We start from the raw sequence: 22025 nt of genomic DNA, 5'->3' as shown, positions 1-22025 counted from the left end.
TACATAAAGGGTTTATTTCGTTAGGGAGGTGAGCGCCAACCAGAGCATATTCAGGCAAGTTAATAGCAAATCCAAACGTGGAGGGGTTTAGCTTGAAAAGGAAAAGCAACTTGTTAATTGTTCTTGTCCTAATCACGACAATACTGGGGGGATGCTCTGCATCTTCGTCTAACAATGAAAATGAGGAATCGACAGTGAAAGAACCTGTTGTTACGGACAACAGTGCCAAAGAAGCCCCGATGCTGACAAAGCTTGTCGATGAAGGTAAATTGCCTGCCCTGGCTGAGCGCCTGCCAGCTTCCAAAGACATTATGGTTGAAGAGGTCGTCGAGGAAATCGGGCAATATGGTGGAGATTGGAACATGCCTTGGACTGGTGTTCCTGATAAGTGGGGAATAGGCCAACCGACAGAGGAAGCGCTGTTTCGTTTCAACAAGGAAGGAAACAAAGTTGAACCAAACGTAGCCAAGAGCTATGAAGTGAATGATGATTCCACCGTGTTCACCATCCATTTGCGAGAAGGTATGAAATGGTCCGACGGTGTTCCTTTCACAGCGGATGATGTTCTCTTTTATTGGGAGCATATGTTGACCAAAGAGACCTTTGGCAAAAAGATCTATGATGCTTATTACTCCGTTGACCCTGTTACCGGGGATAGAGCGTTGGCTGAAGTGAAGAAGGTGGATGACTACACGTTTACCGTAACTCACAAGTATCCAAGTGTGCTCTTCCTGGAACGTGTGGCCATTGATAACAAGTGGTTCTTCGCTCCTGCACACTTTCACAAAACCATCCTTCCTGAGTTCGTAGGGGATGCCAAAACATTGGAGATTACGAAGCAGTGGGGCTATGAAGATCCCAAAGTATTCTTGATGGAAACCGGGTATACGGATTGGCTGCATTACCAGATTCCTACACTCCGAGCATGGGTGCCAACCAATGATCCTAATGGCGATCAGTTTGTCATGGAGCGCAACCCGTACTACTGGAAAACAGATAAAGAAGGCAAACAGCTTCCGTATATTGACCGGATTGTAGCGACTAAGATTCAAGATCCGAGCCAAAAGGTACTTGGAACGCTTGCCGGTGATTACAACCTGGTGATCTTTGATTCCAAAGACTTCACGGTACTGAAAGAGAATGAGAAAAAAGGTGACTACCGGATTATCCCTTGGACACAACCAGCTTGGTCCAGCGCGGGAGTACAGTTAAACCAGACTACGGAAGATCCGAATCTCCGCAAACTTTTCCAGGACATTAAGTTCAGGGAAGCACTTTCCATTGGGGTAGATCGTAACCAGGTGTCTGAGATTGTCACCAGTGGACTGGGAGAACCGATTCAAGCTTCCGTACCCGAAGGCGTAATGGGCTATCAGGAAGGGTGGTCCCAACAGTGGGCGGAATACGATCCTGAACGCGCAAACCAAATTCTTGACGAGTTAGGCTTGAACAAGCGGGATAAAGACAACTTCCGTCTGAACCCTGATGGTTCCGAGTTGACGCTCACGGTGATTGAGAGCACGACCGATACAGCACCATTCCTTGAATTGCTTAAGAAATACTACGAGGATATGGGGCTGCGAACGAACCTGAAAGTGGTTGACGGAGGCACACATTTTGATATGAAATATGCCAACAAAATTCCGATGACTACCGAGAATATTTCTGTCGTCAACGTAGCCTTCCGACCGGATACAATGGTTCCGCTCCGTGTTATAACACCATGGTTCGGCCATTACGGCTTATACAGCCAATCTGGCGGCAAGGAAGGTGTCAAGCCTGAAGGGGATGTCGCTAAAATCCTTGAGTATTGGGAAAAAGTGAAAGCAAGCAAGACACTGGATGAAATCAATCAGTATAGCAATGAGATCGTGAAACTGCACCAGAAGAATCAGTGGGTAATCGGATATGCGGGACCAACTCCGGTTCTGATTACAGCCTCGAATAAAATTCATAACATCCCTACGGATCTTATCTGGTCCGATGAGTATCGCTCGCTGGGTCAAGGCCATCCGGCACAATTTTTCATCAAGCAATAGCTGGTGAAGCATTCAGGTAAACAATAGTGAGGAGGGGCTTATCCTTGCTATTGTTTCCTTTTGTATCATTCACGCGGTGCAGAGGAGAGGAATAGATGTTTGAATACATTTTAAAACGAATCCTGTTGGCCATTCCTGTTGTTGTTGTGATCTCCTTTATCGTCTTCTACATTATTCAATTGCCACCTGGCGATTACGTATCCTCCTACTCGGCCAAGATGTCCGCTTCCGGCGATATCATGACCCAGGCTGAGATGGATGATATGCGGGCGAATCTGGGGCTCGATCGGCCAATCTATGAACAATATTTTGTTTGGGTAAAGAAAATCATTTTGCATGGCGACTTTGGTTTCTCGTTCAACTACAACAAACCGGTGATGGCGGTGATCCAGCAGTATATGGGACTGACTCTGGTCGTCTCGCTGGTGACAATGGCCTTCCATTATATAATCGCGATTCCGGTTGGGATCTACACGGCGGTAAAGCAGTATTCTGCTGGCGATTATTTCTTCTCCGGCCTGAGCTTTATCGGAATGGCAACGCCCAACTTTTTGTTAGCCATTATTCTCATGTTCTTTTCCTATAAGTGGTTCGGTAATCCATTGCTCGGCTTATTCTCCAACGAATACGTGAATGCGCCGTGGTCCATGGACAAGGTAAAAGACTTAATGCAGCATATGGTGATTCCGGTTATTGTTATCGGGCTTTCGGGAACTGCAGATCTGATTCGGATCATGCGCGGACAAATGCTCGATGAGTTGAACAAACCGAATGTCATTACAGCCCGTGCCAAAGGCTTATCAGAGATGCAAATCCTGTTCAAGTATCCGACACGTGCAGCCTTGAATCCTATTGTGAGTACCTTTGGCTGGTCACTGTCCTCCATCTTTACCGGCGCTACCATTACAGCAATCGTATTGAACCTGCCGATTCAAGGGCCAGTTATGCATAATGCATTGCTCGGTCAAGACATGTATCTTGCTGGAACCTTTTTATTGATCATGGCTTTGCTGACGGTTCTCGGAACACTGATTTCCGATATTTTGCTGGCTTGGCTTGATCCCAAAATACGTACAGAGTTCAGAGGATCCTAATGATGAGACCACTACCGTTATTTAAAGGTCAAAGGCCGGCAGTCCCAGTTACAGCAGCACCAAAAGAAACTGTATACAGCTCGCAGTGGCGGCTGATATATCAGAAATTCAAGAAACACAAGTTGGCCCGGATCAGCATGTACATTCTGGGCGCATTTTACATCATCGCACTGTTCGCACAGTTTATCGCGCCGTATGGGCTGCAAAGCTATGACAGCAAATATGTGAATGCCCCGCCAATGGGACTTCGATTCGTTGATGCGGACGGCAAGTTTCACATCAAGCCGTTTGTATATGAATTGAAGAGCGAGCGTGACCCCGAAACATTGCGTAAAATGTTTGTCCCGGATACCGAAAAAAAGCATTTCTTCAAGTTCTTTGTAAAGGGAGAAGAATATAAGTTTCTTGGTCTGATCCCCATGTCGACGCATTTGTTCGCTGTAGATGAGCCAGGGCGGATATTCCTGCTGGGTACGGACGGAATGGGGCGTGACCTGTTCTCCCGGATCGTGCTGGGCAGTCAAATCTCACTAAGCATCCCGCTGGTCGGCGTAGGCATTAGCTTTATTCTGGGTTTGATTATTGGAGGCATCTCCGGTTATTTTGGCGGCTGGATTGATTCCATGATACAGCGCATCATCGAAATCATACGTTCCTTTCCGACGCTGCCGTTGTGGATGGCACTATCCGCTGCAATTCCGCCACGTATTCCGGTCGTGACCATGTATTTATACATCGTTATCATCTTCGCATTTATTGGCTGGACGGATCTGGCACGGGTGGTCAGAGGCAAGTTCATTTCGTTGAAGAATGAAGATTATGTAATCGCTGCAAAGATCGCTGGTGTAGGAGACGCAAAGATTATTGTCAAACATCTGCTGCCAGGCTTCATGAGTTATTTAGTCGTGGCGACAACCCTGGCGATTCCGAGCATGATTCTGGGTGAGACGGCTATGAGCTTTCTCGGTCTGGGCGTTCGTTCGCCGGCAACCAGTTGGGGTGTGCTGCTTCAGGAGGCGCAAAAAATTGAAAATGTGGCCCTGTATCCATGGAAGCTCATTCCACTCGCTTTTGTCATTCTGACTGTATTGACCTATAACTTCATCGGCGATGGTTTGCGCGACGCGGCTGATCCGTACAAAAAATAATTGTCCAAATACTAGGCAAGCGAGGGGATAGCATGGCAACTCAAGCTGTTGAGAAGGAGCAACCTTTACTGTCCGTTCAAGACCTGAAGATTCGGATTCAGATGGAAAATGGCGTCATGAATGCCGTGGATGGAGTCGACTTCAATATATACAAAGGCAAAACCCTTGGGCTTGTGGGGGAATCGGGCTGCGGCAAAAGCCTGACAAGTCGATCGATCATCAGCATCAATCCCAAGGAATGTGAAACGAGTGGAACAATCACTTACAATTCCGACTCGGAATCGACTCTCCATGGTCTGAATCTTTTGTCTCTTAAGCCGACGGGCAAGCAGATTCGCTCCATCCGTGGCCGCAAAATCTCGATGATCTTTCAGGAGCCGATGACGGCCTTCTCACCGATGTATACCATCGGGAATCAAATCATGGAAGCGATCCGAATTCATCAGACGAGGAATAAGAAAGAGGCCAAAAGAATCGCGTTAGAGATGCTTAGCAAAGTCGGGATTTCCGATCAAGCCAAGCGTTTCGATCAATATCCACATGAATTCTCGGGAGGGATGCGTCAGCGGGCGATGATCTCCATGGCATTGTCCTGTAACCCCGAAATTCTGATTGCGGATGAGCCTACGACAGCGCTTGATGTGACTATTCAGGCTCAGGTACTCGAACTTATGAAAAGCCTGCAGGCGGAGTTTGGCATGGCCATTCTGCTGGTGACCCATGATCTGGGTATTATCGCCGAGATGTGTGATGAGGTTGCGGTGATGTACCTCGGGAGAATTGTTGAGCAGGCTCCAATGAGGGAAATCTTCAACAATCCGAAGCATCCCTACACGAAAGGGTTACTTAAATCGATGCCCAGACTGGGAGGGAATAAAAGCAAACGGCTGGATTCCATCGAAGGTTCCGTTCCGATGCCGGTCAACATGCCTCCGATGTGCGGATTCTATGATCGCTGCAAGGACAGGATTGAAGGTGTATGTAATCAACAAGCTGTACCGAAAACCGCGATTTCCGACCAGCATATGGTCAGATGTTTCTTGTACGCGGACCAGAGAGAAGGAGAAGCATAATGACCAAACCCATTCTTGAAGTCCTCAACCTGAACAAAAGCTTTCAGGTCAAATCCAAAAAAGCCCTGTTCAAAAAGCCAAAACCCATTCATATTCTGAACGAAATTTCATTTGAACTCCTAGAAGGGGAGACGCTCAGTATTGTCGGGGAATCCGGATGTGGAAAAACGACGCTTGGACGCTGTATCGTTAGAGGTGTGGATGCTTCTTCAGGCAGTGTAGTCTATCATGCGGATGATGGAAAAGAAGTGAATTACCTAAACTTGAAGGGCAAAGAGATCAAAGCATATCGCAAGGATATCCAGATGATTTTTCAAGACCCGTATTCCTCACTCAGCCCCCGAATGAGCGTATTCGATATTATCGCCGAACCGCTGATTGCGAACTTTAAGCTGAGCAGGGCTGAGGTAGAAGCGAAAGTGATGGAGATTGCCGAGAAAACAGGTCTGAATGTAGGTTACCTGAAACGTTACCCACATGCATTTTCGGGAGGACAGCGGCAGCGGATAGCCATTGCGCGTGCGCTGATTACACAACCCAGACTGATTGTCTGTGATGAAGCGGTCTCTGCGCTGGATGTATCGATTCAGGCTCAGATTATCAACCTGCTCAAAGATTTGCAGGAGCAATTCAAGATCACATATATCTTCATCTCGCATGATCTTTCCATCGTACAGAACATTTCCGACCGGGTAGCAGTTATGCATCTGGGCAGAATTGTGGAACTGGCGACAACGGAATCATTGTTCTCGAATCCTCAGCATCCCTATACGGAGGCGCTAATGTCAGCTGTGCCCCAACCGAATCCGGATTTTAAAAAAGAACGAATTATACTGGAGGGGGAAGTACCGAATCCGGCCAATCCGCCAAGTGGCTGTCATTTTCATCCCAGATGCTCGTATAAGACGGATAAATGCATCCAGCACGTTCCTGAACTCCGTGAAGTAGGATATAATCATTTTGCTGCCTGTCATTATGCAGAGCAGCTTCAGCTTCGCGGCGTTCCAATCGAGACTGAGGATGAAGTGCAGTCCAGGACATCCTAACCAGCGACATGAACCTGACGATACCATCAGTCATCTTTGAACTCGCGAGGACGAAATCGAACTAGTGTTGAGGAGAGGTTGTTCCTAATGGCAAAGATTGATGATGTAGCCCGTCTGGCGGGTGTATCCAAGGGAACGGTATCCAACGTATTCAGCCAGAAAAGGCCAACGAGCAAAAAGGTAACCGAGAAAGTGCTGCAAATCTCGAAGGAATTGAATTACGTGCCGAATCATATTGCGAGAAGCTTGGTCACCAAGAAAACAATGGCGATCGGGCTTACGATTCCGCACGGCAAATTCTTTTTCAGCGTGTTCCATAATCAGTTTATCAATGGTGTCATTCTGGAAGCTTCCAATTACGGATATCGGGTGCTTCTGGACATGATTGCTGCCGAAGAGGTGAAGACACCTTCACTTGCGAGCTATCCTATTGACGGGGCCATTGTGCTGGGACCTACAGAAGAGGATGACCGGATCAATCTGCTGTATCAGCATGACATTCCGTTTGTCACGATCGGCAAAATCATTAACAAGGGACTTCAGGGTGTTTCTACCGTCAATAACGATAATAAACAGGTTATGCGCGATATTTGCGATTATCTGCTTGGACTGGGTCATCGGAACATTATGTTCCTGAACGCCGGGGAGCAGATGACGGTTTCCATTGAACGGTCGGAAGAGTTCGTCCAGGTGCTGCAGGAGCATGGTGTGATGATCCAGCCCGGAATGATTCATTATAAACCGGGTATTCATTCAGACCAGTATATTAAATACGGCTATGATGAGACACTTCATAATGTGAAGAATCCCATGGGGAGGGTTACGGCCATTATCGCAGACGACGATCGTACTGCATTTAGCGCCCTTAATGCCATCAACGACGCGGGTCTGCGTGTGCCGGAAGATATCTCTTTGTTTGTCATCTGCGGTGATCAGTCCATGATGCACCAGGTAAGACCCTCTTTGACGGGAATGGATCTGCAACCATCTGAGCTGGGTGTTCAGTCGGTAAGGCTGCTCATGCATAAGCTGGGTATTCTGGAGGGAACGTACGAGAATAACAAGATCGTGCCTAGCAAAATCATAGAAAGAAACTCTTGTTCCTCGATCAAGAATTAGCAAGAATGAGTTTCGGATGTCGTGAGGTTAAATATGATAACGTTTACATCCTGGATGGGCAATTCTGTACCTTTTGAATATTATGTTCGAATTCTGATCAGTGCTGTGCTTGGGCTGTTAATCGGATTCGATCGGACCCATAAGAACAAACCGGCAGGCGTAAAGACATATACATTTGTCACGGTCGCTTCTGCACTCATTACAATCGTATCCATTGAGAGTGTTGAAGTGTACGGACAGCTGCATAACCGAACGATGATGGACCCAATGCGTCTGGCGGCTCAAATCGTCTCGGGCCTTGGCTTTCTCGGAGCAGGGCTCATTATGAAGGCAGGATTTGAAGTGAAAGGTCTGACATCTGCAGCAATGATCCTATTTGCAGGTGGGGTCGGTATTGGTACAGGCGCCGGTTTCTACGGAATTGTGACCTTTTCGATGGCGGTGGCTTTCTTTTTCATCCGGGTTGGGGGTTGGATTGAGAAGTGGGAGCACAAGAAGCTGGTGGCAAAGGAAGAAAAGAAAGACTTGAGTGCTTAAATGGTTGAGTATTTTCTGCAAACGAATAAGCGTATTCGATGGAAAGTTTTGAATACGCTTATTTTATTCAAATAACGAAGAATGCATAGTTATCCCAATCCTTATCTAGAACACTAATTTATAAATTACATAACCTATCACCAATAATATAATGAGGATTCCAGTGCCTTTCCATCCCAAACCGCCAACTAAATCTGCGAAGCTTCCAAATTGAGCACGATTTATGCCATCACCAAACGTACCCATGGGGTTTCCCTTTAATTCTTCTTGTCTCAAACGTTCTCTCTTTTCTTCAGGTGTTTCTTCTCGAAAATCCATGTAACCACCCCTGAGATTTGATTTTTTTTGGTAGATAGGACCTATAATCAAAAAAAGCACAGGTGATCCGGATAAGTCAGGAACGCTTTGTGCTCTTTGCTGTATTCAAATGATGTAGAAGTTATGCTTCGATGCTTAGATCGAAATCAGGCTCACACATATAGTCGATCGGGTAGAGATCATCCCGCGCGGAGATTATTGCACGAAGGTGCAAGTAACGATTATGGGGTTGCACCACAACACCACCGACAGAATAGGGGACAAGTTCAGTTACGACGAAAACATCCTCTGCATTATTACATTTGAAAATTACGTTGTTCGGATTACACACTTCCTCCATATAACTGTAGGTCATGACATGGAAGGAACGACCTTTCCAATTCGTCTTAATCACTTTATAGGACTGTGTCCGGACAAGATCAAGGTAACGATCCAGTGCAAAGGTATGCTCGAACTGAGTGATATACCCCTTTTTATCCACATCAATCGTAAATTCCACATCATAGCTTACGTGAAACTCTTCCTGGTACGTTCCCTTCATCATGTTCATCGCATCAAAGTAAGAACCGAATTCAGGATCATCCACATAGGGAATGGCAATGAGTTTAGGGTCAACATGATGAGAAATCTCGCTGTTGCTGGATACACCCGTATTAAACTTGGTGGGTTGAAGATCAATTGACCCAATCATGCTCCCGGGGAAACCGGGACTGCAACTTATTCGCATAGTCATCTCCTTCGTTGTTAGTCAATCATTAGACGAAAGAATGAAGGTAAAGTTGCTCCAGAATAAGGGAATTGAGGCTGGTTATGCATGAACCCATTTCCAATCGTCTTGCTCTTTTGATACAGTATTTATAGTAAAACCCGGGAGGATATATTGTATATGGAACAATCGCTTCAGGAACTGCTGCGCAATGCGCGTGCGGAGGAGAATACCTTTTTGTACATGTTGCACGAGGAAGCGCGCATCGACCAGTTGTTATTCTGGAAGTATGTGAACAGTATTATGGAATTGACCCGTCTTACCGCGGACCAGCCGTTGGATCGGGAAATGGCGAGCGCCGTTAGCTTCACGTATTCCAAAATCATGGAGCATCTGCAATGGCATCATTCGGATCGGGATGTGTACGAGATCCAACAGTTTCCCTATGAATATGCAAATCTCATGGTGGATCGTCTGGGCAGAGTGGTTGATGGTTTCTTTAAGGGCATCGTGCTGGAAGAAGAGAGATTTGACGAGGAGTTTCCTAATCCGGCCTCCACAGGGGAAATGGCAGAAGAGCAACCAGCCGTTTTGCAGCTGGGATATTATAAACAAAATACGAATGTGCACGCGATCGGTTTCCGAGAGGAAGATGGGACGTACCGAATTGTTTTGAATGAAGAAGAGGATCGGGAGCTTTTTGATTCCAAGCTGAGCCGCCGAGAGGTGGAAGGAACGTATCTCTTCATGGCTCCGGATGCCAGCAGCGCTCACCAATTATTTCATGAATGGGTGATGGGCAACCACACTCCATATCGTTCTGCACTTAATCTGAAAGGAGCCTATCCCATGAATGTGAAAGATAATTTGATTGAACAGCAGTCCCTAACTTTCGTAGGCATTAAAAGAACGTTCTCTTGTGTGGATGGCGAGAATTTGAGAGAGATTCCAAAGATGTGGCAGGAAGCTTTGGCGGACGGAATAGAAGATCGTTTAAACGAGTTTAATAACGGGGCCGTCTCCGGTTTGGTCGGCATTTGTATAGATCAGAGGGAATTACACAGCGATCAAATGGAATATTGGATCGCAACCTCACACTCCGGGGAAGTGCCTGAGGGTTTGTTTTCAATAGAGATTCCCGCGTCCCACTGGATGGTGTTCGAAGCCGATGAATTGGCGCCAGAAGCGATACAGCGGTTGTGGAAGTATATTATGAGCGAATGGTACGGAGCGACCCCTTACAAGCACTCGGGAATTCCGGAACTTGAGGTATACCGAGGTCAGGGTCTTCCTCCTCAAGTATGGATACCTGTTAAACCTTTGTCGTGATTTAACGAATAACAGGCCAGGTTATATCGTTATATAGATAAATATAAACTAGTACCAGAGGGTTTACTTATCATGGCTGCAGCATGTTCGATTCATTAGGAGGCTTAATATGTTATCCAATAAAGTGATTGATTATTGTAAAAATCAGGGCTGGTGGCATGAAGATGTGCCAGCAGAGTATGAAGAAGCTTTACGTAAACTGGGTATTGATCTTGAATCTGAGTTTGCACATTTTTATTTGCATGCTGATGATGGTCCGACCTTTTACAGCAGACATCAGGAAATCTATCAGATCTGCTGGGTGATGGAAAACACCGTATATGTGGAGGACATGACGGTGGCTCAACTCACGTTGGGATTGCCAGAAGCCTACATCCCACTGGACAGCTTTGAGGGCGAGGGTGGATTCTTTTATAACCGTCAAACGGGAGATGTGGCTCTGGTGGAGCTTGGTGAGTCGATCGAACGTTTCCTGAGCGGTGAAAGTACACCGCAGTGGGCGAGCTTCAATAACTTTCTGGAATGGTATTTCGAGCTGGAGGAGGAGGTTACGGAGTGAAGGATCTGACACCGGAGCATCCCGAACTGGAGAGACAAATTATCGAAACAGTAGAAGCAGGCAATGTTCTCGATGAAACGCAGCAGCATGAGCAAGCCCTGATCTATTATGATCAGGCTTGGGGGATGTTGCCCGAGCCGAAAACCGACTGGGAAATGGCAAGCTGGATCGCTTCCTGTCACGTGAATGCACATATGGACTTGGAGCAGTACGCACTGGCGAAGCCGTGGGCTGAATTAGCACTGCAAACCCGAGGTTCGGATATTAATACCGGGCCGTGGATTGAGCTGGGTGTAGTCTGCATGAGGCTAGAGCGGCATGATGAGGCTTTTGCAAATTTGGATCTGGCGTATGCATATGGCAAGGAAAGAGCGTTTCAAGGCAGCCCTCGTGACGTTTTGCAATATTATAAGGAACAGAAGGCGAAGCGTGAACGAAACTGATTCTATCTCTTTTGGATTACAAAAAGAAAAAGGTACCCTGTCTGCCAGATCATTGGCTGTGGGGTACCATTTCTTGTGTTTGACTACAAGATCATACCGGAACGGAGGGGCAGAAAGAATCTGGAGAAGCGAAGCGTTCACCTTAAAGCTTTCTGAAAGAAAGCTTACATCGGAAGCATATGCTATCACCGGATTTCTCCCTAATAAAAAGGGATAAAAGAAATCTGGGGATAACAGTGATCGGAAGATTGTTCTGCCACTGTAGTGGTAAAGTATGATCCTTCACCAAGTTAATCTTTCGATCCGTAAGGGAAAAATTCATCTACGAGATCCTGCGGCGATATGGACACAAAGACGTGATCCAGGTCGGTTTTGCTAGCGAAATCCATGATGTCTCCCGTATAATACCGTGGATCAATCAGATAAATCTCAGACACGACAGTCGACAGGAAGGAGATCATCGGCACTGCGAGAGAGTCCTTGATGAACAGTACCTTGAGTCCGTTCGGTTTGTCTTTGTTCACCACATGAACGATTCCCTGATTTCCGTACAGGTACGTAAAGTACTTGTCAGCGGTTAGATCATAGGTAGCTCCTTGTACATTCAGCGGATAGGTCGTAAGCAGAGCATCCTCAAAGCGGCCGTTCAATGTGGCTTCCGTCTCGCCGGTTTTGAAGTAAAAGGAATAGTCCGTTTTGAACTTCGGATAAATCAGGTCAAAGTCATCGTCACCAGCAAAGTATTTCCCGGCTTTTCGACCCTGTGATCCAATGAAAATGTCCTGATACGGAACCACATTATAGTTATTTAAGTCCGTGAAATAATGATCCGGGTCCAGCGGCTTGTCGTACATGCCGTCCAGATGATTCACGAGCTGGCCGAAGCCCCAGAACGCGGTTTTAATTTTCCAGTGGTGATCCGTGGTGAAAAAGAGATCCTTTGCCGGAATGCCACTTTCCAACAGCCCTTCCCGCAGATCCACCGTATCAATGCCATCCTGCTTGAGATTGGCCAGAAAGCCATCGGCGGTTTCGTTGTTATAATTGTAAGGAATGCCTTCCGGGAACTGGGTATACCCACGTACGTATTTGTCTGGTGTCATCACATAGGTCAGCTTAGTTTTGGGGTCCAAATGTGCTCCCAGCGCAGCAACCCGATCCGACAGATCTTTTGTATCCGTCGGCCCTGTAGCGAAGTAGGTATAGTGCAGCTTGCCCTCCATATCTTTTACGACCTCGAAGTTGTTCTCCTCGTTCTTCCACATGAGTGACTGCATATATCCATACGCTTCCACGAAGCCGAATTTATCGAAGACATGTTCATTAATATCGTCATCCAGTTCGTGAATCAGTTCTTTGGCTTCAGAATAATGGAAGTCCGCTGAAGCCAGTGTCTTTTGGATCGGCCCGAAGGATTGAATAATATTTAGGACAGAGAATGTCACGAGCACGAGAATGAAGAGGAAAGCCGTGATTCTCTTTTTGGCAAAAAAGTTGTGCATGCTTGTGCCTTCTCTCAGAAATTGAAATAAATAAACGGATTGTATGTACCTTTGACCAGATACGATACACAGACCAGGAATAAAACGATGATCGTGATCGGGTACACCAGTTCCAATGGTTTGCTGAAACGTGCGCCGTCAACCATCAGTTTGTTCATTCGCGTGGCAATCGGCATGCAGAACAGAATACCCAGGATGAAGAAGAGCGCGTATTCCTTCAGGAACATCCAGGTTGTTTCGCTCCAGAACCCATTACCGTACAGTCCAAACATATTGCCCAGATAGTTGCCAGCTTGTATTAGATCCGGTGAACGGAAGATCACCCACCCGATGACCACAATAAACATGGCATAGAGATGCCGCAGCGGGTTGAAGCGTGTACCTTTATCAAAGTTAGAGATTTTCTCCAGCGCAATGAATGCGAAGTTAATCAATCCCCAGACTACAAATGTCCACTCCGCACCATGCCACACGCCAGTCAATCCCCAGACGATGAGCAGATTGCGAATCATTTTATCCTTGTTGGTGACACGTGATCCCCCGAGTGGGAAATAAACATATTCCTTGAACCAGGTGCCAAGCGAGATATGCCAGCGGCGCCAAAATTCAGTGATGGACCGGGAGATATACGGATATCTGAAGTTCTCTTCGAACTTGAACCCGAACATGAGGGCGAGACCAATCGCCATATCGGAGTATCCTGAGAAATCAAAATAAATCTGCAACGTATAGGCGATGGCTCCAAGCCATGCCAGACTTGCTGGAATATCTGAGGTCCCACCCATGCTAAAGATGTGATCAGCGACAATCGCCATGCTGTTGGATAGCAGCACCTTTTTACCCAGACCGACAATGAAGCGGCAGCAGCCCAGTGCGAACTTGTCCCAACTTTCCTTTCGGTTAACCATCTGATCGGCAATCGTGTTATAGCGCAGAATCGGTCCGGCAACGAGCTGAGGGAAGAAGGAGATATACAGCGCCACATAAAAGAGATTTTTTTGCACAGCACCATGTCCGCGATACACATCGATGACGTAGGAAATTCCGTGGAAGGTGAAGAACGAGATCCCTAGCGGTAACGCAATATTCGGGATATTTAGGCCAAAGCTTGTATTCTCATTCACAATACGCAGTGCAAAAGCCATGTATTTAAAGACGAACAGCATACCCAGATTGACGATAAGCATCAACGTAATGATGGTGTAAGCGGCATTCCGTTTTTCTCTGAACTTGTCCACAAGCAGGGCGAAGATATAGTTGAAACAGATGGAGGCCAGCATGATGAGGACAAACCACGGTTCACCCCATGCATAGAAGAACAGGCTGGCAACCAGCAGCAGCATGTTTTTGGCCGTAATCGAGAATCTCAGTATGTAATACAGCCCCAGCACAAGCGGCAGAAAATAAAATAGAAAGATTACACTGGAAAAGAGCACTGCCTTTCCTCCTTGAGGATCATATAAGGGAGCACGTTGTATCTATTGTGATGCAACATGCTCAAGTAAAACAGACAGACACCCGCATCTCAGGATGCGAGTTGGTCTGCAAGGGTCGTTTACATGCGAAAAGGTCGCCGTGCTTGTCGATCATCCCGGGAACGTCGTTTTCTGGCGCCCTGGGTATTCCGTTGTCTTCTCCACATCCAGTAGAGGACGAGTCCATGGATTCCGGCAGCTGTTAACAAGAGTCGAATAAACCATCCCACCGATGTTTTCATCAGTGGGTCCGCAGGGCTGAGTACCTTGGTAACTTCAGATGGGTCAGGAATAGAACGTGGCGTTCCGTCTTTCTCCTGAACATTCATGGCCGAAGAGCGATCCAGCATGACGGTCGTTGTCAGATTCCATTTGTCATTCACAAGTGCACGTATAGTGGCTTGCTCAGCATCGACATCGGTATGAAGCGTTAGCAGTCCATCCGGTGTAATGGATACTCCCTGCACGGGGGTGTCGAGCTGGAATTTTACATTGGGCTTTTCTTCTGAGGAGGATTCAACACCGTATTGGGCAATGGATTCCCCGGCTACAGGCTTCACCACACGTTCGTCACCAGTCATTTGCAAGGTGGTGAGCCCATTCTCCACCACAGCTTGCTTCTTGGACAACGGCTTGATGTTGCCGATGCGGAAGCTCAGCTTGGCGTTTTCGGGAGTTGTGGTTGTAATGCCCCAGCCAATGACTTTACCCAAGTTCACCTGACCTGCCGTGCTGCCCTTGTCCTGGACCATTAGGCTGGAAAAGGGGATGCGAATCTGTCCGACAAATCCCGGTTCCAATGCAATCAGGCCGGATACCGGGCGAACCAGTTCAGCCTGTCCGGTTAATTTCTCGACTACGATGACGTTTCGATCATCAGACACAGTAAGGGAAGTTTTATCCGCTCGGGTCAGTACGATATTAAGAGGCAGCTTTCGGTCCGATTCATTGCGGATGGAGAAGGTCAAAGCCCCATAGCTTGACCAGTCTCGATTCAGCAGCTCATAGACGTAGGCCGAATAGTATCCTTTTTTGAGCCCCAGCGTGGAGGTCTTAATCTGGATACTGCCTTTGTTATCAACGCTGGCGTCTACCTTAGCTCCGTTGTTCCATTCATGGAGTGTATTCCCACTCACCTTAAGCTGCTCTGCCTGAACAGCCTGAATGGGATATACGTTCCACAACACAACAAGACTGGCGACAAGTGTAAGTTGTTTCCACTTCTTGATCATGCTTTCTTGCCTCCCCTCTATAGATAAGCCATCTCGTTCAGTTCGTCTGGAGAGATGTTGTTCTTGCCCTGGGATGCAGGGCCTGTTTTATCCAACTGGATATGTTCCTTATTCCACTGTTTCAGCAGAGCTTCCAAGGTTGGCATCTGATGGTTGCGAGCAATATCTCGAATATTGGTCACGCGGTACAAATTGCCTCGTTTGTTACGCAGGGACTGCACCCACACGCATTCCAGTGAGATGTCTTCGCTAAGCGGAAGTTGGATCTCATTGACCAAATCATGAGGCTCCATCTCCACCAAGACGAATTCATAGTTGAAATCCATCAATGTCACGGTTCCATGATCTGCCGTTGGCAATTCGCGATTTAGCGCAATTCGTGCCAGCTTCCGGTTGGACATGAACTCACTCTGACCCCGACGTACAAAATTCAGACGAATATCTTCAAATGTACTAATATCCTTGTCCAGTTTCTGAGGCAGCGTAGGTTCGCGATCATAGATGATGTGCAGCAGCTGGCGCTGCTCTTGTTCCGTGATATCCTTAACGGTAAAAGCATATTTCCAACGGTTTCCGATCGAAGCGACATGTGCCACCTTGCCTGTAAACTCGCTTGAATACCGGTCATTTACCAGTTTAATGCCAATCTCCATATCACTTGGAATGTACTTCGGTGTATCCAGCATGACGGAAATGCCGCCTTCCGAGAGATCATGAGTGATGCAGGAGATGATCTCCCCTTCCGTTGTGAGCGTGCAATCCACAGCAGCCATTGAGCGCTCGTGATTGCGGAACACTTTGCGTCCAGCCAGAAAGAAGATCGACATCATGATGTTGTAGAAATTAATCAATAACCAATACAGTACAACGAGGAAACCAATTGTTCCCTGGCTAAATGTCCAGTGGATGCAATTCACGATTCCGATAATGGATAGTACTGCCAGAATCAGATGAGGAATCATCTGTTTAATCTGATAGTTCCGATCATCATTTTGCGCACCGTCTTTGCGGGTAACGACGAATTTGTTCATCGTGATGCCCAGAGTTTCCAGAATGACGGCGGGCAGAAGGGAAGGGAACAGAATGGTCTCATATACATTGGTCCATTTGGTGGTTCGAATATTGCCGGATAACATTCGCAGGCAGGTGTTGGTCAACAGATACATCGGCAACCAGAACACGAGAATCTCCAGAATGGTACATTTCACAACCAGAACGCCGAACACGGCAAACAGTATGGGTGACATGATGTACAGCAGTCGTTTTAACCCGGAGTACCAGTAGGTAATGGAAGAAATGTAGTTCAGTTTTTGCGCAAAACTAAGTCCTTTTTTGAAGAGAAGGTTCATTTTTTTACCTGTCTGGATACAACCGCGCGCCCAGCGCTGACGCTGTTTGATCAGACTTTTCAGATCACCGGGAGCAAGTCCGGAGGCCAGTACTTTATTGGTAGCGAAGCAGCGATACCCTTTGCTCTGCATTTCAATACCAGTGGCAAAATCCTCTGTAATGGAACCGGTATAGAAACCGCCGACGTCTTCCAGTGCCTGTCTGGAGAGTACGGTGTTTGTTCCGCCATAGATGACGGAATTGGATTTGTTGCGTCCCACTTGTACGTCCCGATAGAAATAGTCCTGTTCATTCGGTATCCGGTTCTCGGAGTACAGATTGTACTGGAACTGATCGGGATTATAGAAACTCTGTGGTGTTTGCACAAAACCAATTTTTTCTCCGGTCAGAAAATAGGGAACGCACGACGTCAGAAAATCATGTTTTGGAATCATGTCTGCATCAAAGGTGACGATTAGTGGGGAAGACGTATGCTTCATGGCATTGTTCAGGTTACCCGCCTTGGCATGTACATGCTCTGTTCGCGTAAGGTAGTTAATGCCCAGATGAGCAGCCAGTTCCCGCATCTCGGGGCGGTTGGAGTCATCACACAGATGGATATGTACTTTGGAGCGATCAGGATAATCCATGTTCAGACAGCCATTAATCGTCTTGAACAGAAGCGATGTGGGTTCATTATAAGTTGCTATAAATACATCCACATCCGGATATAAGGCTGCGTCAACAACGGGAAGTTCGGGATATTCGAGCCGGGTCATATTGTAAAAATGGACGGCCAGTTCGAACATACCTATAAGTTCGACAATGAGGAGGGCAAGACCTGCGGTTACGGCGAGAGGGCCATGTCCGAAAGGAATGGTGAAAAATGTACGCCAAATGACGTAAATACAAGACATAATCACAGTAGCTGTGACAAGTATCTTGTTGCGTGTACTTAAGTAGTTCAACTGAATACCTCTTCCTGATTTTTCTGAGTAGTGCCGCCTATCGGAATAAAAAGAATGTGATCATTGTACTAAACGATTCTGAACAAATTCTGAAAAAAGAGATAGGACCTCGTTAAATATAGAGCAATTGGTTCAATTTTTGATGGTTAATTTTGTCGTATCACAATAATTATTGTAGTTATTTGTCGAAATTTGCGCAATATGTTTATTTATTTTTTTCGCAAAGATGAAAGTGGGGCTTGGATGTTATGTGAAAACACAAAAATGACGAGCCCAATGTGCAATGTCATTAAGTCAAGTGACTTAATGATATTGCCCCAAGGACTCGTCATTTCTGTTGCAGTCTTTTGCCCTTACGATCAGCAAAAGGCATATATTCATTTCAAATTTAGTCGGAGATGTTGCGCGTATAATACTCAATAATATCCTTGCGACGGATAATACCGAGGAACACACGGTCCACATCCACCACAGGCACAAAGTTTTGATCTGCTGCCAGCGTCAGCATATCCTCCATTTCTGCCTTAATAAAGACACATTCATTATATACACGGTTGTCGATCTCATGCACCTGGACCTGATCCATCGTCTCAAATGTCAGTCCGGGAGTGCTCCGCATTTTCCATAACAAATCGCCTTCGGACAGGGTGGCAACATATTTTCCATCCTGGTCAATCACGGGAATGGCGGTATAATGCTGCAATTCAAGCTGCTCGATCGCATCTTTCATCGAAGCGGAAGACTTGATATAGGCCACGTCGGCTTTGGGGAGTAAAAAATAGCTGATTTCCATCATCGGGCTCCTTTACTGTAATCTCACTCTCCTTATTTAAACATATTATGTGAGCTTTCGGCTATTTTTAATGATAAATTCGTCAGATTTGTTCCATTGTTTAAATGAGGCTGGAAACCTATAGTGTATATTAGAGGTGATATGATCATGAAATCAAAACGTAAAATTATTTATGGACTGCTTCCCATCTTATTTGCCGGTGGAATCGGAATGTACTTATACATGCAGAATAGCAAAACAGAGGAAGTAAAGCCTGAGGTAACCGTTAATCAGTACATAGAGCATTTGCAAAAGAAAGAATTTGATCAACTGTATACCTTGATGACGCCTGCTTCATTGACAGAGTCCGGCATGAACCGTGAACAATTTGTGGAAAAATACAATGCAATCTATTCGGGTATGGAGGTTTCTGCAATTAAGGCAGAATTGAAACCGAAAGTAAAAGAAGAGACAACGGACGGCATGGGTAATGAAAATAAAAACCAAAATCAAAATCCGGATGCCTACGAAGTGGACTACAGTCTGCAGTTAACGACCTTCCTCGGGGAAGTGGACGAGACGCATACACTGAAACTGGTGCGTGAAGAGCTTGAGGAGGGTGGCAAAGTCTGGCGGATCAACTGGAAGCCATCCATGATTCTGACTGACATGGTCAAGGGAAGCAAAGTTCGGGTGAAAACCCTTTTCCCGGAACGGGGAGACATTGTTGATCGTGAAGGGCTGCCCCTCGCAACAAAGGGAAATATATATGAATGGGGCATCATACCTGAGAAGCTGGGAGAAAATCCGGAGCCGATGATCGCCCTGATCGCGGAGCATTACAAAGTAACAGAAGCTATGATTAACACCGCACTTGCACAGAAATGGGTGAAGCCGGAATATTTTGTCCCGATTGCTTCAACAGAGGACTCCCGGGTGCCTACAGCACTGGCTGGTGTGCAAGTTCAATCCAAGGAAATACGATATTATCCTCTTGGTGAGGCTGCTGCTCATTTAATCGGTTATGTGCGCAAGGCCACCAAGGAGGATTTGGAGAAAGATACGGAAGGCTACTATCGTGCGGAAGATTGGATTGGCAAAGCCGGACTGGAGCAATCCCTGGAGAAACAGCTTCGCGGCGAACGAGGTGGCCTGATCGAGATCACCGATGAATCTGGAAATACTCGCTCTGAGCTTATTCGCAAGGATGCAGTGGATGGAGAGAATATTCAACTGACGATAAGCTCTGAGCAACAGCGCAAGTTGTATAAGACATTATCGAGTGGTGGTGACGCCGGAGCAATGGTGCTGATGAACCCAACGAATGGCAATCTGCTGGCACTGGCAAGTGCGCCTGCCTATAATCCGAACAAGATGGTTACGGGACTGACACAGGCAGAGTGGGATGCCTATTCAGCAGATGAGAAGCTTCCTTTTATCAATCGATTTACGAACCGTTATGCACCAGGTTCAACCTTCAAAGCCATTACGGCAGCAGCAGGTCTGATGGAGAAGGTTACCACAGCGGACAAATCGCATGATATCTCTGGTCTGCAATGGCGCAAGGATGAGAGCTGGGGCGGTTACTATGTGAAACGTGTGAAAAGTGTATCCCCGGTGAACATGGTTGATGCGCTGGTCTACTCGGACAATATTTATTTTGCGAAGGAAGCTGTTGAGATGGGCAGCGCCAAGTTCATAGATGGCATTCAGAAGTTTGGTTTTGGAGACAACTTTGGACTGGATGAACTGTATTTGAAACCAAGTCAGTATGCAAACGAGGCACATCTCGATTTGTCATCCGAGGTGTTGCTCGCTGACACATCCTATGGACAGGGAGAAATGTTGATGTCGCCGATCCATCTGGCATCCTCCTTCACCCCTTTTATTAATGAAGGAAAAATGGTGAAGCCTGTACTGATAGAGGAAAAGGAAAACGCCGAACCGGAAGTTGTGATTACACCTGAAGTCGCAAATACGGTGAAGGATGCCTTGGGCGAGGTCGTGACCCGATCGGGAGGAACGGCTCATTCCTTGAACTCACTCCCTGAAGGACTGGCGGCTAAGACAGGGACTGCCGAGCTTAAGGCTAAGAAGGGGGAAAAAGGACAGGAGAACGGTTTTGTTGTGGTGTTTGATACCGAATCACCATCCTTCCTTATAGCCGCAGTCATTGAACAAGTGAACGGAAGAGGCGGCAGTCATTATGTTTTGGACAAATTAAAGCCTTTCCTGGAGAAAAAGGGAGTAAGGCAGTAAATTGATTTGCGATTTACGATGTATCTTTAGTATTTGAAGAGCCCATCCACCATTCATGTTACTAAAATGGTGGATGGGCTTTATTTTGCCTTTATGTTATAAGATTTATTTCCGAGCAGTCAGCATAAAACGTGCCGAGTTTGTTCGTATACCTTTATCGAAGCGATTATGCTCAACAAACTGTTGGAAATGCTCTAAGTCGGATTCCTTCTCTCCAAAACCGGGAATGATCGGTGCATGGGTCAGCAGGAAAAGCAGATCATCAGGCGTGGCGTAATATTCTGTCGCATTATATTCGTGTGCCTCAATGTCTCGAAAACCCGCTTCGCGAAGTTCACGTTTGTATCGTTCCATTAATGTGCCAGGTTGAACGCCTAGCGATTGTTCACGGTCAAAAGCCTCTGAGAGATTATATTTATCATTTTCACTGACTTGCTGGGTAAGGAATACACCGCCATCGGCCAATACCCTGAATACTTCTGTAGCGCAGAAGTCGCAGTGTCTGGAAGACACCACATTAAAGAATTGATCCGGAAATGTCAGTTGCTCTGCATTCATATGCACAAAACGGACATTCGACCTGGAACCAGATGTCTTTAGATTACGCTGGGCAGTCTCAATCATTCCCCTGGAAAGGTCGATTCCAACCAATAACAGTGCAGCATGCGCGATGGAAAGAACAGCTTCCCCACCACCTGTGCCAATATCAAGCAACAGATCAGACGGTTTGGTGCAACGTATAACTTCCTCGTAAAAGTCCCATCCAATGCCCTCTGAAGTCACTTTCAGGGAGCTGAAGTCCCAGCCATTCAATGGCCCAATATGTTCGTAAAAAGTAATATAGTCCATCTTTTTCTTCATTATATGATTCCTCCAATGTGAGTTCTTGATTCTAGACAGATGTTGTGTCAAATCGTTACGATTAAATACCGAACAGGCTCAAAAGGGCAGACGTATCCCATGTTAGCTGGTACGCGTTTTGACCCAGCCCGACGACTAATTACTTCGAACGATTCGGAATAACATCCGTTTCACCTCACAATTTGGAATATCGTTATTATAATGAATTGACAGCGT

19 protein-coding genes are annotated in these 22025 nt (G+C 46.5%); 11 read left to right on the top strand and 8 right to left on the bottom strand.

The genetic code is table 11. The features are described 5' to 3' along the window. Positions 1–92: 92 nt before the first annotated feature. From gpAD87_RS28420 to gpAD87_RS28390, 7 genes are all read left to right on the top strand, one after another. Positions 93–2039 (top strand): ABC transporter substrate-binding protein, encoded by a 1947-nt coding sequence (locus gpAD87_RS28420; protein ID WP_064642148.1) that lies wholly within the window; start codon positions 93–95, stop codon positions 2037–2039. A gap of 95 nt (positions 2040–2134) precedes the next feature. After that, complete coding sequence (locus tag gpAD87_RS28415) at positions 2135–3133, top strand: ABC transporter permease (RefSeq protein ID WP_024631276.1); 999 nt, start codon at positions 2135–2137, stop codon at positions 3131–3133. Continuing rightward, positions 3133–4281 (top strand): ABC transporter permease, encoded by a 1149-nt coding sequence (locus tag gpAD87_RS28410; protein WP_231952914.1) that lies wholly within the window; start codon positions 3133–3135, stop codon positions 4279–4281. The genes gpAD87_RS28415 and gpAD87_RS28410 overlap by 1 nt, the downstream gene beginning before the upstream one ends. A 32-nt stretch (positions 4282–4313) precedes the next feature. Then, complete coding sequence (locus tag gpAD87_RS28405; RefSeq protein WP_064642144.1) at positions 4314–5354, top strand: ABC transporter ATP-binding protein; 1041 nt, start codon at positions 4314–4316, stop codon at positions 5352–5354. Next, positions 5354–6400, top strand: a complete 1047-nt coding sequence (locus gpAD87_RS28400) for an ABC transporter ATP-binding protein (RefSeq protein ID WP_064642142.1) — start codon at positions 5354–5356, stop codon at positions 6398–6400. Before gpAD87_RS28405 ends, gpAD87_RS28400 begins: the two co-directional genes overlap by 1 nt. A gap of 87 nt (positions 6401–6487) precedes the next feature. After that, positions 6488–7519, top strand: a complete 1032-nt coding sequence (locus gpAD87_RS28395; protein ID WP_064642140.1) for a LacI family DNA-binding transcriptional regulator — start codon at positions 6488–6490, stop codon at positions 7517–7519. 33 nt (positions 7520–7552) lie between these two features. Further along, positions 7553–8056 carry an MgtC/SapB family protein gene (locus tag gpAD87_RS28390; protein WP_079697238.1) on the top strand — a complete coding sequence of 168 codons (504 nt, stop codon included), beginning with the start codon at positions 7553–7555 and terminating at the stop codon, positions 8054–8056. A gap of 105 nt (positions 8057–8161) precedes the next feature. On the opposite strand, the gene gpAD87_RS28385 is transcribed toward gpAD87_RS28390, so the two are convergent. Both gpAD87_RS28385 and gpAD87_RS28380 read right to left on the bottom strand, forming a co-directional pair. After that, positions 8162–8374 carry a DUF6366 family protein gene (locus gpAD87_RS28385; RefSeq protein WP_064642138.1) on the bottom strand — a complete coding sequence of 71 codons (213 nt, stop codon included), beginning with the start codon at positions 8372–8374 and terminating at the stop codon, positions 8162–8164. Between the two features lie 121 nt (positions 8375–8495). Further along, the gene (locus gpAD87_RS28380) at positions 8496–9065 is read right to left on the bottom strand and encodes a hypothetical protein (protein WP_157258597.1); all 570 of its coding nucleotides are present in this window, start codon (positions 9063–9065) and stop codon (positions 8496–8498) included. A gap of 195 nt (positions 9066–9260) precedes the next feature. On the opposite strand from gpAD87_RS28380, the gene gpAD87_RS31640 reads away from it, so the two are divergent. The 3 genes from gpAD87_RS31640 to gpAD87_RS28365 all read left to right on the top strand — a co-directional run bounded on the left by gpAD87_RS31640 (position 9261) and on the right by gpAD87_RS28365 (position 11411). Next, positions 9261–10409 (top strand): effector binding domain-containing protein, encoded by a 1149-nt coding sequence (locus gpAD87_RS31640; RefSeq protein WP_082935384.1) that lies wholly within the window; start codon positions 9261–9263, stop codon positions 10407–10409. A gap of 109 nt (positions 10410–10518) precedes the next feature. Beyond that, a complete protein-coding gene (locus tag gpAD87_RS28370; RefSeq protein WP_064642133.1) occupies positions 10519–10968 on the top strand; it encodes a hypothetical protein in 450 nt (149 codons plus the stop codon). Next, complete coding sequence (locus gpAD87_RS28365) at positions 10965–11411, top strand: hypothetical protein (protein ID WP_064642131.1); 447 nt, start codon at positions 10965–10967, stop codon at positions 11409–11411. The genes gpAD87_RS28370 and gpAD87_RS28365 overlap by 4 nt, the downstream gene beginning before the upstream one ends. A gap of 290 nt (positions 11412–11701) precedes the next feature. On the opposite strand, the gene gpAD87_RS28360 is transcribed toward gpAD87_RS28365, so the two are convergent. From gpAD87_RS28360 to gpAD87_RS28340, 5 genes are all read right to left on the bottom strand, one after another. Next, entirely contained in the window at positions 11702–12913 is a 1212-nt protein-coding gene (locus gpAD87_RS28360; protein WP_064642129.1) for an alginate O-acetyltransferase AlgX-related protein, read from the bottom strand. 14 nt (positions 12914–12927) lie between these two features. Continuing rightward, on the bottom strand, positions 12928–14349 hold the full coding sequence (locus gpAD87_RS28355; protein WP_064642127.1) for an MBOAT family O-acyltransferase: 1422 nt from the start codon (positions 14347–14349) through the stop codon (positions 12928–12930). A gap of 119 nt (positions 14350–14468) precedes the next feature. Further along, positions 14469–15620 carry a hypothetical protein gene (locus gpAD87_RS28350; protein WP_064642125.1) on the bottom strand — a complete coding sequence of 384 codons (1152 nt, stop codon included), beginning with the start codon at positions 15618–15620 and terminating at the stop codon, positions 14469–14471. Between the two features lie 17 nt (positions 15621–15637). Continuing rightward, on the bottom strand, positions 15638–17917 hold the full coding sequence (locus tag gpAD87_RS28345) for a glycosyltransferase (protein WP_157258595.1): 2280 nt from the start codon (positions 17915–17917) through the stop codon (positions 15638–15640). Positions 17918–18305: 388 nt separating this feature from the next. Continuing rightward, positions 18306–18710, bottom strand: a complete 405-nt coding sequence (locus gpAD87_RS28340; RefSeq protein ID WP_063567168.1) for a CBS domain-containing protein — start codon at positions 18708–18710, stop codon at positions 18306–18308. 147 nt (positions 18711–18857) lie between these two features. On the opposite strand from gpAD87_RS28340, the gene pbp4 reads away from it, so the two are divergent. Continuing rightward, positions 18858–20948 carry a penicillin-binding protein PBP4(5) gene (gene pbp4, locus gpAD87_RS28335; protein ID WP_064642121.1) on the top strand — a complete coding sequence of 697 codons (2091 nt, stop codon included), beginning with the start codon at positions 18858–18860 and terminating at the stop codon, positions 20946–20948. A 105-nt stretch (positions 20949–21053) separates the two neighbouring features. On the opposite strand, the gene gpAD87_RS28330 is transcribed toward pbp4, so the two are convergent. Further along, positions 21054–21809: a class I SAM-dependent methyltransferase gene (locus gpAD87_RS28330; RefSeq protein WP_064642119.1), complete on the bottom strand. Its 756-nt coding sequence runs from the start codon at positions 21807–21809 to the stop codon at positions 21054–21056. Positions 21810–22025 lie beyond the last annotated feature (216 nt).

Origin of the sequence: Paenibacillus sp. AD87, from assembly GCF_001659845.1 — a bacterium.
Taxonomy (GTDB): Bacteria; Bacillota; Bacilli; order Paenibacillales; family Paenibacillaceae; genus Paenibacillus; species Paenibacillus marchantiae.
The sequence above is the reverse complement of the archived record's forward strand: the minus strand, read 5'-3'. Positions and strand labels throughout refer to the sequence as shown.